The sequence below is a fragment of the Desulfobulbus alkaliphilus genome, assembly GCF_016918545.1.
In the GTDB taxonomy this organism is placed as follows: domain Bacteria; phylum Desulfobacterota; class Desulfobulbia; order Desulfobulbales; family Desulfobulbaceae; genus Desulfobulbus; species Desulfobulbus alkaliphilus.
The window spans coordinates 1-12047 of the sequence record NZ_JAFFQC010000054.1; the positions used below are offsets into that span (position 1 = coordinate 1).

Annotated in this window: 14 protein-coding genes; 9 read left to right on the forward strand and 5 right to left on the reverse strand. The window is 60.1% G+C overall.

The features are described from left to right. The 3 genes from JWG43_RS16600 to JWG43_RS16610 all read right to left on the reverse strand — a co-directional run. Nucleotides 1-148, reverse strand: a 148-nt coding sequence (locus tag JWG43_RS16600) for a FeoA family protein (protein WP_338033278.1), incomplete at its 3' end; no start/stop codon positions are given. 67 nt (nt 149-215) lie between these two features. Beyond that, nucleotides 216-1172 carry a GGDEF domain-containing protein gene (locus JWG43_RS16605; protein WP_205244068.1) on the reverse strand — a complete coding sequence of 319 codons (957 nt, stop codon included), beginning with the start codon at nt 1170-1172 and terminating at the stop codon, nt 216-218. A gap of 316 nt (nt 1173-1488) precedes the next feature. Continuing rightward, on the reverse strand, nt 1489-2166 hold the full coding sequence (locus JWG43_RS16610; protein ID WP_205244069.1) for a lytic transglycosylase domain-containing protein: 678 nt from the start codon (nt 2164-2166) through the stop codon (nt 1489-1491). Between the two features lie 378 nt (nt 2167-2544). Between JWG43_RS16610 and JWG43_RS16615 the strand changes: the two genes are divergently transcribed. The 5 genes from JWG43_RS16615 (at nt 2545) to JWG43_RS16635 (ending at nt 7158) form a co-directional block, all read left to right on the forward strand. Beyond that, a complete protein-coding gene (locus tag JWG43_RS16615; RefSeq protein WP_205244070.1) occupies nt 2545-2862 on the forward strand; it encodes a hypothetical protein in 318 nt (105 codons plus the stop codon). A gap of 106 nt (nt 2863-2968) precedes the next feature. Beyond that, nucleotides 2969-3784 (forward strand): DUF4198 domain-containing protein, encoded by an 816-nt coding sequence (locus tag JWG43_RS16620; protein WP_205244071.1) that lies wholly within the window; start codon nt 2969-2971, stop codon nt 3782-3784. A 153-nt stretch (nt 3785-3937) separates the two neighbouring features. Further along, nucleotides 3938-4273, forward strand: coding sequence for a hypothetical protein (locus JWG43_RS16625; protein WP_205244072.1), 336 nt, complete (start codon nt 3938-3940; stop codon nt 4271-4273). After that, the gene (locus tag JWG43_RS16630; RefSeq protein WP_338033277.1) at nt 4237-6402 is read left to right on the forward strand and encodes a heavy metal translocating P-type ATPase; all 2166 of its coding nucleotides are present in this window, start codon (nt 4237-4239) and stop codon (nt 6400-6402) included. The genes JWG43_RS16625 and JWG43_RS16630 overlap by 37 nt, the downstream gene beginning before the upstream one ends. A gap of 3 nt (nt 6403-6405) precedes the next feature. Further along, nucleotides 6406-7158, forward strand: coding sequence for a FeoA family protein (locus JWG43_RS16635; RefSeq protein WP_205244073.1), 753 nt, complete (start codon nt 6406-6408; stop codon nt 7156-7158). Nucleotides 7159-7167: 9 nt separating this feature from the next. On the opposite strand, the gene JWG43_RS16640 is transcribed toward JWG43_RS16635, so the two are convergent. After that, on the reverse strand, nt 7168-7452 hold the full coding sequence (locus JWG43_RS16640; RefSeq protein ID WP_205244074.1) for a hypothetical protein: 285 nt from the start codon (nt 7450-7452) through the stop codon (nt 7168-7170). Continuing rightward, nucleotides 7452-7634 carry a hypothetical protein gene (locus JWG43_RS16645; RefSeq protein ID WP_205244075.1) on the reverse strand — a complete coding sequence of 61 codons (183 nt, stop codon included), beginning with the start codon at nt 7632-7634 and terminating at the stop codon, nt 7452-7454. Before JWG43_RS16645 ends, JWG43_RS16640 begins: the two co-directional genes overlap by 1 nt. Nucleotides 7635-7820: 186 nt before the next feature. Here JWG43_RS16645 and JWG43_RS16650 point away from each other — a divergent pair, with 186 nt between their 5' ends. The 4 genes from JWG43_RS16650 to JWG43_RS16665 all read left to right on the forward strand — a co-directional run bounded on the left by JWG43_RS16650 (nt 7821) and on the right by JWG43_RS16665 (nt 12026). Then, entirely contained in the window at nt 7821-10157 is a 2337-nt protein-coding gene (locus JWG43_RS16650; RefSeq protein WP_205244076.1) for a heavy metal translocating P-type ATPase, read from the forward strand. Nucleotides 10158-10342: 185 nt separating this feature from the next. Next, nucleotides 10343-10864 carry a YceI family protein gene (locus JWG43_RS16655; protein ID WP_205244077.1) on the forward strand — a complete coding sequence of 174 codons (522 nt, stop codon included), beginning with the start codon at nt 10343-10345 and terminating at the stop codon, nt 10862-10864. Next, entirely contained in the window at nt 10861-11289 is a 429-nt protein-coding gene (locus tag JWG43_RS16660) for a heavy-metal-associated domain-containing protein (protein ID WP_205244078.1), read from the forward strand. The genes JWG43_RS16655 and JWG43_RS16660 overlap by 4 nt, the downstream gene beginning before the upstream one ends. Before the next feature lie 59 nt (nt 11290-11348). Next, a complete protein-coding gene (locus JWG43_RS16665; RefSeq protein WP_205244079.1) occupies nt 11349-12026 on the forward strand; it encodes a hypothetical protein in 678 nt (225 codons plus the stop codon). Nucleotides 12027-12047 lie beyond the last annotated feature (21 nt).

The following is a 12047-nucleotide window of genomic DNA, read 5'->3' on the forward strand; positions in this document are numbered from 1 at the left end:
TGATCATGCTGATTTCGGTCTCCGGGACGAAACCGAGATCGAGCAGTCGCTGGCGAATGGCCCCACATCCGTGATGGCAGCGGATCCTGGCCCTCTGGCCGGGAAGGACATCGGCGAGCATCCGGCATTTTTGTATTTTTTTCTGCATCAGCCCCTCTCCTTATTGTTAGCTGCTTCTAAAACAACAATTTTTGTAGCCGAAAATTTATGATTGGTCAATATTTTTTTGCATACTTAACAACATTAAGTTTCTCGTAAACAGTCTGATCGGACTTTGCGCCAAAACATAGGTTTTCGAGGTCGATGCCATTGCCCCCCCGGGCTTTAACAGCGTAGGTTCGCTGGTCGGCAGTCCGCAGGATGGCTTCGGCCTGTTCCTCCCAGTGATCTCGCAGACAACAGGTCGTACCGATGCCGATGGAGAGGGTCATTCCACCGACGGCGGTCTGTCGGTGCAGCGCAAGGATCCGTTGCGCCACTTCCATGGCCTGTTTCCCGCTGGTCCGAGGTAGGAGCACAGCGAACTCGTCGCCTCCAAAGCGAAACGCAAGGTCATTGCCGGTCCGGATGCCGCTGCAAATGTTTTCCGCCAGACCGACCAGGGCCTGGTCACCGGCCTGATGGCCAAGGGTATCGTTGACCTCTTTAAACTTGTCGCAATCAATGAAAATAAGACTGAGGGATTCACCGGCATCGGCGGCTGAAGCGGCCTGCCTATACAGCATCCGGTCAAAATAGCGGCGATTGCACAAACCGGTCAGGGGATCGGTGCGGGCCTGTTCTTCTACCCGTTGATATTTCTGGATGACCTGGTCAAAAGAATGGTGAATGCTGGCCTGCCGAACGGCAAGGGCATGACTCATCCAGGAAAGATTACGCAGGAGAACAATAAACTGGTCCTCATCCTCCTCTTCTCTAACCAGATCAAAACCGACCTGATAATTGCCGTTTTTGATTTCATCGCAAAACCGGTTGATAACAACAAGATCCCGGTTGATCAACCAGAAGGCAATACTTCTGGCCAGGGGAACGATGAGAATAAGGAGAAAAATCGGCACGGCACAATACAGGTTCTTTCCAGGCAGCAACCACCCTTGTTCGATCATCCAGGAAGTCAGGAGCATGGGGACGAGCATCAGCGCCAGGAGAAGTATTGCAACACGGCCGGTCATGCCGAGCTTGCGCACCCGGAAAACCTGTCTTGGACGACCTGCGGTTCCGGCAGCCGATTTCCTTTGGTTCACAGCATCACCAGCGGACAAAGGGGACCTTTCCATGTTCTCAATCCGTGACAACTGGACGTTTGTTTCTGATATATCCTACTGTAATTAAACAAATTATAATTGCAGTGGAAGCTTTGATAATAACCTACACCAGCCGCCTTTCAGGGCGTCCGCCCGCACGCCATCTTCATGGTACGTAACCGTCCGATAAAGTGCCCTTTAATCGAACGGTCACGGATATTAAAGCAGACCCACGGACGAACGCTCACGGATCCAGGCATACGGTAGCCTCAGCGGTCCGCGGCATTGAGCCGCTGTTCCACCCCTGAAGAAAAAAGAGATAATAACCATTGACCTTACCAATCAGATCCAGAGTTTCCCGGTACCGGGGAGGATTCTGATCGACGATGGAACCCGGCCCAGCGTTCCAGGCCGCCACCACCAGATCGAGCCTGCCGTCGTACATGGTATTGTATTTAGCAATCAGATAACAGGCCAGAAGAATATTAACCGCTGGGTCATGGAGATCGGCGGCGCTCAGATTGCGCAGACGATCCCGGGAAACATGATGAAAGGTCAGTGGTCCCCTGGCCAGTTCAGCCGCGGCCTGTTGGCCGGTGGCTGGGATGATCTGACTCAGCCCCCGGGCATTTTTGGTCGATATGGCCAGAGGATTTCCATTGGATTCGGCGAGAATGAGGGCGCGGATGAAATCGGCGCTGACCGTGTGATGGGGACGGTGGTAGGCGATCCCGCTGAAATACCGGATGAGATCATCAAACTCTTTCAAGGCCGCCAATTGAGCCTGGGAGATCCGCACCTGACTGTATTTGCGCAGATGATTTTCCAGACCGGTGCAGCAGCCCCAGCCACTGCCGGTAAGCACAACAAGAAAAAAGACAAGGATCGCGACAAGGCGGTGACTGAGTGATGGTAGCGTCATCGATGAGCTCTCATGGGATAAGGGCTAAGAAAATCCAACAAGACCGATACTGATTGGTTACTCCTAAAAATTATATGATCTTCTAAAATGTTTTCCTGGTTGCGTCAACACTATTTTTCATTGAAGTGTTGAGCGCCATCCATCTCATTGAGATTCAATGCGCACCACTCTCTCCTGATCCACCTGTACCGCTGGCTTCCACCTTTAGTATTCGGCAACACGCTTTACTTTTGGAATCCCAATTATGATCAAGAAGTGTAGACTTTTAAAGGACTCCCAAAAAAAATGTTGACAGCTTAATTAGGATCAGCTAATTTTGGCACCGGCAATGAATTGGGATAGTTTACCCGCCAGCAATTTCCATTTAAGGAGAACCAGATGACCCTAAAACCTTTTGTTCTTGTTGCGACCCTGCTGTTCATGACCGCCGCCGCGGCCCAGGCCCATACCCCATTGTGCTCCTGCTTCGACAACGGAGACAACACCATCACCTGCGAAGGTGGCTTTTCCGACGGGTCCTCCGCATCCGGCGTGGCCATGCGCGTTCAGGCCGCCGATGGTAGCATCCTGATGGAAGGCGCCATGGATGCCGACTCCACCTATACCTTCACCAGACCCAAAGGTGATTTCACCGTCATTTTCGACGCCGGTGAAGGTCATGTTATTGAGGTTCCCAGCAGAAACATCGTCCTTTGAAAGGCCTGCCGCGGGTCGGCTTCGGCCTGACCGGACGCTCGCCCCGTTTTATCCCCTGGCCGTACAGCAACCCCCCACATCTCAAGAATCAACACAGGAGAACCCTATGAAATCACCCCTCGCCTCCCTGCTGACCGGCGCCGTTGTCCTCGGTGCCGCCACCATGGCATCTGCCCACTTTCAGATGATTTACACCCCGGAAATGGCCCTGGAACAGGGTGGGCAAATTCCAATCAAACTCGTCTTCACCCATCCCTTTGACGCCGGCTATACCATGGACATGGGCACTCCGGAGCAATTCTTCGTCATCCGTACCCGGGGCGAGAACGAGCCGGTGCGCACCAATCTCAAAGAGGAACTCAAAGCCATTGAATGGGCCAGCTTGACCAATACCGGCAAGGCCTGGGAAACCATGTACCAGGCCCGGGGCGGCGACCATATTTTCTGCCTGATCCCCGAACCGTATTGGGAAGCACAGGAAGATTCCTACATCAAGCAGAACACCAAGATGATAGTCAATGTCGGCGGCGAGCCCGGCGCCTGGCACGAGCCCGTCGGCTTGCCCACGGAAATCGTTCCCCTGGCCAAACCCTACGATCGCTGGACCGGCAACGTTTTCCAGGGACAGGTGCTCCTCAACGGTGAACCGGTCCCCAATGCCGAGATCGAGGTAGAGTACCTCAATCATCAGCCATTGCTTGACAGTAACAGTTTCGCCGCGGAGCCAGCGGTGACCGTGCCCCAGGAATCCTTTGCCATGCAGACCATCTTCGCCGATGACAACGGTGTCTTCACCTTCGGCATCCCCCGCGCCGGGTGGTGGGGATTCGCTGCCCTGGATCTTGAAGAAGACTTCACCTACAATAACCAGCCCTGCTCCCATGATGCCGTTATCTGGATTCAGGCCAAGGACATCAACTGATCAGCCAACATGTAATACGATCTGAAGAGATCAAATGCCAGGCACCGTACCGGAGGCGACACGCTCCGGTACGGTTGTTTTCGGCCGTGGTCCGGAAAACCGCCTCGCCCGGACGGACCGCCGTTTTTCAATGTCTTCCGAGGACAACGCCCCATGCAGATCCTGCCTCATCAGACCTTCCCGGCGGCCATGATGCCGGCGCAACGCCCCGCGGTCATACCGCTGCTCACCACCCTGACCATTGCCGGAGCCGTTGCCGTCGGCTCCAACATGGTCGATGTCCAGAACCGGGTCATGACCGTCCCCCAGGCGGTCCTCAACGGCCTGGCCAAGGGCGCCGCCGCCACCCTCATTCTCGGCGTCACCACCAGAAGCACTCCCCTGCGGACCGCTCTTGCGGCCGGAGTGTTGGCCGGAGCCGGCTACCTCATTGATTCGGCCATGAAAGCCAGGTGCCAACCGGCATCCACAAGCAAAGTCGACCGGTAACCGTGACCCTGATCCCGCCCACCGCCGCCATCACCGTTGCCCATGAACTGGAGCGTCGACTCCGGCTCCGCTGCCGTCTGCTGACCCGCCGAAACATCAATCCCGCTTACGTCGAGGCCGGCCTGGAATCGATCCCCGGGGTGACCGAGGTGCGGATCAACACCAGCGCGGCCTGCATCGTCGTCAACCATGACGGCACCAGCGCCACCCGTAAGGCCATACTCACCTACCTGGCCACCCTGCCCGGCCAGGTAATGGAGGAAGGCGGCCGGGAAAAAAACCTGCTCTCGGCCCTGACCCTGGTGGTGCGCGGCGGCCTGGCCCTTTCCCTGCTGATCCTGCCGCCCCCATTCAAGATCCCGGTGGCGATTTTTCTCGCCCTGCCTGTTCTCGGCAAGGGACTGCTGACCCTGTGGAGCAGGGGAATCAAGGTCGAGGTCCTCGACGCCGCCGCGGTCCTCTTCTGCCTGGCGCGACATGATTATTTCACCGCTGCCAGTATCGTTTTCCTGTTGTCGGCGGGGGAGTATCTGCAGAACCTGAGTGAGGATCGAACCACCGGCCTGCTGAAAAGCCTGCTCAAGCCGCGGGTGGAGACCATCTGGATTGAAGTGGACGGCCAGGAGGTGGAAATCCCCTTTGATCAGGCCCGCATCGGCGACCGGGTGATCTGTGGCGCCGGCGAGATGATTCCCCTGGACGGCATCGTGGCCGAAGGGGAGGCCTCGGTCAATGCCGGCTCCATCACCGGCGAATCCGTTCCGGTGCATGTGCAGCCCGGCGATGAGGTGCTCAGTGGTTCCGTGGTGGAAAACGGCCGCATCCTTTTCATCGCCAGCCATGTGGGAGCGGCGACCTCCATGGCCCGCATCTCCACCTTCCTGGAGAATTCCCTGCGCAACGAGTCCGAAGCACAGCGGGAGAGCGACCGGCTGGCCGACCGCCTGGTCCCGGTGACCTTCGGCCTCGGTCTTGGCCTGCTGGCCGTGACCCGTGACCTGGAGAAAGCCGCCGCCGTGCTCACGGTGGATTATTCCTGCGTGATCAAACTGGCCCATCCCGTGGCGGTGCGCGTGGCCATGTTCTCCGCCGTCAGCCAGGGGGTCCTGCTCAAGGGGGCCGGGGCCCTGGATGCCCTGGCCGGTATCGACACCCTGGTCTTCGATAAGACCGGGACCCTGACCCGAGGCCGGCTGCTGGTCACGGATATCCACCCCCTCGCCACCATGAGCGAAGAAGAACTCCTCACCCTGGCCGCCGGCGCGGAAGTCCATTATTCCCATCCGGTGGCCGCCGCCGTGGTGGCAGCGGCCCGGGATCGGGAACTGACCCTGCCCCCCACCAGCCAGGTCGACTTCATCGTCGCCCACGGGGTCTCCGCCTATATCCACGGAACCAACATCCTGGTGGGCAGTCGCCATTTCATTGAAGACGACGAAGGCATTTCCTGCCAAGCGGCCGATCTTCCGGCGGCTGCCCTGGAAGAAAAAGGCAATACCCTCTTGTATGTGGCCCGTGACGGGCACCTGATCGGCATCATCGCCCTGCGCGATGAACCACGCCCCGAGGCGGAACAGGTCCTGCACGGGCTGAAAGCCACGGGGATCAACAACATTATCATCCTCACCGGGGATACCGAGCGCACCGCCAGGGCCCTGGCCGCCCGACTGCCGGCGGTGGACGAAGTCCACTGGGAGCTGAAACCCGAGGACAAGGCGGGCATAATCCGCCGGATGCAGGAGCAAGGCCACCGAATCGGCTTCATCGGCGACGGGGTCAACGATGCTCCGGCCCTTGTTTCCGCCGAGGTCGGCATCTGCCTGCCCAACGGGGCTGAACTGGCACGGGAATCGGCCCAGGTCCTGCTGCTCCGCGACGACCTCTCCGGCCTGCTCACCGGCAGACTGGTGGCCCTGCGCACCCGGGAAACGATCCGTTCAACGTTTTATGCCGCCATCGGCCTCAACTCGACCTTCCTGCTCCTTGCCTCTTTCGGCCTGATCCGTCCCATTGCCGCCGCCCTGCTCCATAATCTGAGCACGGTGGGCATTCTCGGGTTTGCCGGTCTGCGGGGACGAACTCTTCCGGAGCAACCGGACATGCCGGCGGCAACCGGATCAGGAGAGTAAGCCATGTCCTGTTCGCTACTTGATGCGCCCATCCACACCGAGCTTATTCTCATCCAGGTGACCGAACCCGCTCTGGCCCGCTGGCTGCAGCGCCTGGGCCTGTTCGTCGGCAGTCAGCTCATCCGGCACGACGAGGAAATCAATTTCCATCCGGTACGGGTCAGGGCCAGCCGAGGCGACGTGGTTGTACCGGCGGGGTTGGCTGTCCGGGTATTTGTTCACCTGGATTCAGGTGAACGGAAACCCCTGGTGGAGATGGCACGCAACGAGACGGGCCACATCGAGACCATGTCCTGCGGACCGGGCTGTGTTCAGGCCCTTGCCCGGCTGGGCATCAAGGAGGACACGGATATCACCTTCATCCGTTCACTCCCGCATATGGATTATATCACGGTTATCGACAGACTGGAGCGGACCAGGCTCACCGAGGGCGAAGCGGCCCGGATCTGGGGGGAAAGCGGGGACAACGAGGCGTCGCAGTTCTATTTTGCCAAGCGCCACCGACCCTTTACGGTGCTGGAGATCATCGGTGGCCGCAAGATCAGCGCCCACCTGCGGACCCACGGAGTCCGGCCGGGATCCGAGCTGGTCCTGGAGACCATCGAACAGGCCAAGGAAGCGCACACACCGGGGATGGAGGCAATCACCATCTCCAGTCAGGGCGGACTGCGCTTGTACCTCAATCCGGCCCAGGCGGCCCGGATTCTGGTTCGTGACCCGAAGGAAACCGCCGAAGGTAAGCGCGGGGGAAAATAAACGTGCCCACTACTCTTTTACCGATCGCACCTCGTCCCTGGCCTCCCGCCACATGGTTCCGTACTTCTCCCTGGCATCGGCGAGGACCGCGTCACCCTTCAATTTTGCCTTGTAGGCGGACTTCATGGCCCCTTTCACGGCCCTGTCCGGCAGACCTACCTGTTCGATCTCTTCCTGGCTTTTTTGACCAGCCTTCCTGCCGGCCGCATAGGCGAGATAACCGGCAACACCGAGAACGGCCCAACCAACGGGATTGGTGGTCAGTGCCGGCAGATAAAAAATGGGAGTGGCCATCAGGATTCTCCTTGTGTGGATTTTGCATCGTCCCGCGCTTCAATCGGCGCGGGAACCGGGGTGATCAGGGCGGCGGCGGCCTGTTCCTCGCCTTTCCTTTTGCCCGCCCGGTAGAGGGCATAGCCACCCAGACCAAGGAGCAGCCAGCCCACCGGAGTTGTTGTCAGAGGGATACATATCATCTCGGATGTCCTCCTGTTTGCTTGTCCGCCCTGATGCGGCCATGGGGGCCGCAAAAATAAGCGGGACTTTGTCAATATGATAAATTCCGGCGCTCAACATGTCAAGCAGTTAAAATCATGAGCTTTTTGTTTGTCGCAAGTAAACAAGTTGCTTTTTCCGAAGATCATCCTGCCCACGCCTGACCAATGGAACCAGCCCGTCCCACCTCCCACGATGTACCCGCCCAGGCCTCGCCGCCTCCGGTCATTCTCACCAGGGCCCTGCTCGCCAAAGCCGGCGTACGGGTCAAGCAGTCCATACCCGGCCGCATGCGGGTCCGGGTGAACGGGCTCCGGTTCCGGGAACGGGAGGCCGGCTGGATGCGGCGGCATCTCGGGGAAACAACGGGCGTGATCGCCGTGGAATCACGGCCCGCCACCGGTTCGGTGATCATCCTGTTCCAGCCGGAGGGCACCACGGTGCGGGCCCTGCTCACCGCCATTGTCCGCCAGGTCCTGCAGCCCCGGATGTATCAGGAAGTCCCGGAACCCCTCCCCGGTTTCCGGCAGCTCTGCTCGGACTGCGACGACCATGGGCAATCCGGATTCAGCTCCAGAGTCCGTCGGGTCGTCTGGCTGAGCGGCTGCATGCTCTATGCCGCTGCACGCCTGTGGCTGTTCAGACTGCCCCTGATTCAGACGCCCTTGAGTTTTCTCGGCCTTGCCGCCCTGCTCGGGGCCCTGCCCCTGGCCCGGGAAGCCGCCCGGGACTGTGCCGATAACAAGGTCACGGTCAAACCCTTTCTCGCCGCCGGTTCCCTGATCACCATTGCCATGGGCCAGGCCTTCTCGGCCCTGCAGATCCTGTGGATCTACAATGTGGCCGAACTGACCGAACACTATGTGGCCCGCCGCTCCCGCCAGGCCATCCGGGATATCCTCGAGGTGGCGCCGGCCAACGCCTTTGTCATGATCGACGGCATGGAGGTGGAAACACCGGTGGCTGACATCCGGCCGGGTGACATCGTTGCCGTGCACACCGGCGAGCGTATCCCGGTGGACGGCGAAGTTGCCGAGGGCGAGGCCCTGGTGGACGAGTCCTCCATCAACGGCCGGGCCGAGGCCCTTGCCCGCGGCCGGGGCGACACTGTTTTCGCCGGCACCATCCTCAGCCAGGGGGTGCTTTTCATCCGCACCACCAGGACCGGCGAGGATACCTACCTGGCCCGCATCATGCGGATGGTGGAGGATTCCCTGGCCAACAAAGCACCGGTGGAGCAAAAGGCCGATCAACTCGCCGCCCGGCTGATGAAAATCGGTCTGGCAGCCACCGCCCTCACCCTGCTGATCACCCTGGATCCCCTGCGCGCCCTCACCGTGATGCTGGTCATGTCCTGCCCCTGTGCCACGGTGCTGGCCGCTTCGTCGGCGGTCACCGCTTCCCTGGCCAACGCGGCCCGGCATTCCATTCTCATCAAGGGCGGCCTCTACCTGGAAACCGTGGGTCGGGCCGATATCTACTGCTTCGACAAGACCGGCACCCTGACCATGGAGCAACCTGAGGTTGTCGCCATCAGCGGCCGCACGCCGGCCATTTCCGAAAACGCCATCCTTGCCATGGCGGCCACCGCCGAGTCCCATAACCAGCACCCCATGGCCAAGGCCATCCTCGCCATGGCCCGGGAACGGCACCTGAGCCCGGAGGCCCACGCCGTCTGCGACTTCAAGGCCGGTCGGGGGGTGCTGTGCACCGTGGGCGGCGATGCCGTTATTCTGGTGGGGAACAGGGCCTTCATGGATGAACACGGTGTGGATGTGCGCTGGTTTGACAAAAAGGCCACCGCCCAGCGGGCCATGGGTAACACCGTGGTCTACGTGGCCCGAAACGGGGGGGCCCAGGGAATGCTGGGCATCGCCAACCCGGTCCGGCCGGAGGCGGTGCGGGTCCTCAACTGTCTGCGCGGCGACGGGGTCCGCTCCCTGCATCTGGTCACCGGCGACAGCGAAGAGGTTGCCCGCGGCCTCATGGATATCTTCCCCTTCGACGAGTGCCGGGCCGGGCTGATGCCGGAGGAAAAAGCCCGACGGGTGGACGAACTCAAGCAGGGTCACAGCGTGGTCATGGTCGGGGACGGGGTCAACGATGCCCTGGCCCTGGCCCAGGCCGATATCGGCATCGCCATGGGAGCGGCCGGCGCTGAGGTGGCCATGGAGGCCGCTGACATCGCCCTGGCCGACTCCGACCTCGAGGGCCTGATGAAGGTCCGTAACCTCAGCCGGCAGACCATGCGGGTCATCGATCAGAATCACTATCTGGCGGTGTCCACCGACCTCATCGGCGCCGCCCTGGCCATGGCCGGGCTGCTTTCCCCCATCATGGCGGGTATGATCCATATCCTCCACACCGGTGGCATCCTGCTCAATTCCGGCCGGCTGCTCACCTGGGAACCACCGGTGGAGCCTATGCTCCTCTGCTCCGGCTGTCCTCGTAATTGCCGCTGCGGCAACAACGACTTCTGCCGAAGCACAAAGAAAACCTGCTGAGCAGATGAAATCCTTCACTACTCCCCGAATCCGTGACGGCTGGACTCTTATTTTGGATATATCTTACTGTAATCGTCTTATAATTTTAGTGGAATCCTTGACAACACCTTTCACCAGAGCCGCCCTTTGGGGCATCCGCTCACGGATTCAGGTACTCTTCACAACCATTGAGGAAACATATTCCAGTGCGGTACCAACTCAACGACACCAGCCATGTACATTTTCTTGCCCGGGCGCCCCTGCATACCTTCCAGGGCCAGGCAACCGGCGGCCTGCGGGGATCAGCCGAATTCGATCTGGAAAACAGAACCCTGGACCACATCCACGTCCTTGCCGCCACAGCGCATTTCGACACCGGCGATGCGGCAAAAAACCAGGCCATGGCGGATTTTTTCTCTTTTTCCATCCACCCGGAGGCTGATTTTCTCATGACTCGCTGCCTGGAGTTCAAGCTCCTGCCCACCGGCAACCACCGCATCACTGTCCAGGGAATACTGACCTTTGCCGGTATCCGCCGGCAGCTGCCCATCACCGCCATTGTCAGCAGCATCCAGGAATGCGTGCTCTGGGATCTGCACTTTAAATGGTCGTTTTCGGCCTATGGTTTGCAGGCCCCCAGTCTGCTGCTGATGCGGCTCCGGGACATTGTCGATATCCACGCCCGACTTGCATTCACTCCAACCCTGTCCGCCGAAGAGGAACAATGATGCCAAACCCGACCAGAGAAGAACTCATCGATGCTCTGCTCGACCATATGCTCTACCTGCGGATCGCCCATCATGTCGAAGGCCGCATCCGCATCAAGGCCAGCTGGAACGGCGCCAAAAAACTCAACCAGACCCGGGAAGGCGACATCGAGACCATCATTGCTGCCATTCCCGGCATCAAGGACTACCGGATCAACAAACAAGCCTTGTCCGTGGTCATCACCTATGACCCGCGGGTCTTTCCCCATGTCCTCTGGGAAGAGGTAGCCGCCCTGGGCCAATACCCCGCCCGTCGGCAGGCGGTCCGGGAACGACTGCTGGAGGCCCTGGCCGGCTGGACCCCGATTTTCAAGGCCGGCAGCGATTCAGGGGCCGAGGTCGCGGACCAGCACCGGACACGGCCGAAAGAGTCGCCGGTACAATAACAAGACAGCATGCAATTTGTTCAAGGATGGGCACCAGTCAACAGCAAAAGGAGAGCCTCATGGAAAACCAACAACACCTCGAAAGTGTCCCTGAAACCGGTCAGGATCAGACAAGCCCGCCCGAGGAACAGACCGGCGGCGGTCGAACTGATACCGGCGGTGACCCGCGCCAACCCCAACAGCCCCCGGAACAGCCGGCCGGGGATGCCAACACGCCCCCGCATCATCCCTGGAACATGGCTCCACTCCCCCCCGGGTACGCCCTGGATCCGGCCACCGGGTGGATTGTTCCCATCGGTCCCTGGCCGCACCACCATCCCCATGGCCCGGCGTCGTATCACCCTCCCCATCCGGGATATGCCGGATACGCGGGGCATGTCCATCCCGGCCCTGCCCATGTCATGCCGGAGTCACCACAACAGGCCGCGGCCCGTCAGGCGGCGCACCAGCAGCAACAGGGCGCGATTCTGCAGTCCTTCGAACACTTCATGGAGGGCAAGGCCACGGTCTCCGATGTGGTTAAAACCCTCTACACCAACACGGCCGACAACGATCAGTTCTGGAAAGGCGCCCTGGTCGGTGCCGCCGTCGCGGTTCTGCTCTCCAGCAAACCGGTGCGGGAGGCCATGAGCAAGACCTGTGACAGCCTCTTTCCCGGTCTGCAGCGAACCAAACCGGCCTCCGGGCCGACAGCCGGATCAACCACGAACAAGGAGGAGCATCATGACCACCCATAGCCAGCAGTCCCCCAACCCCGC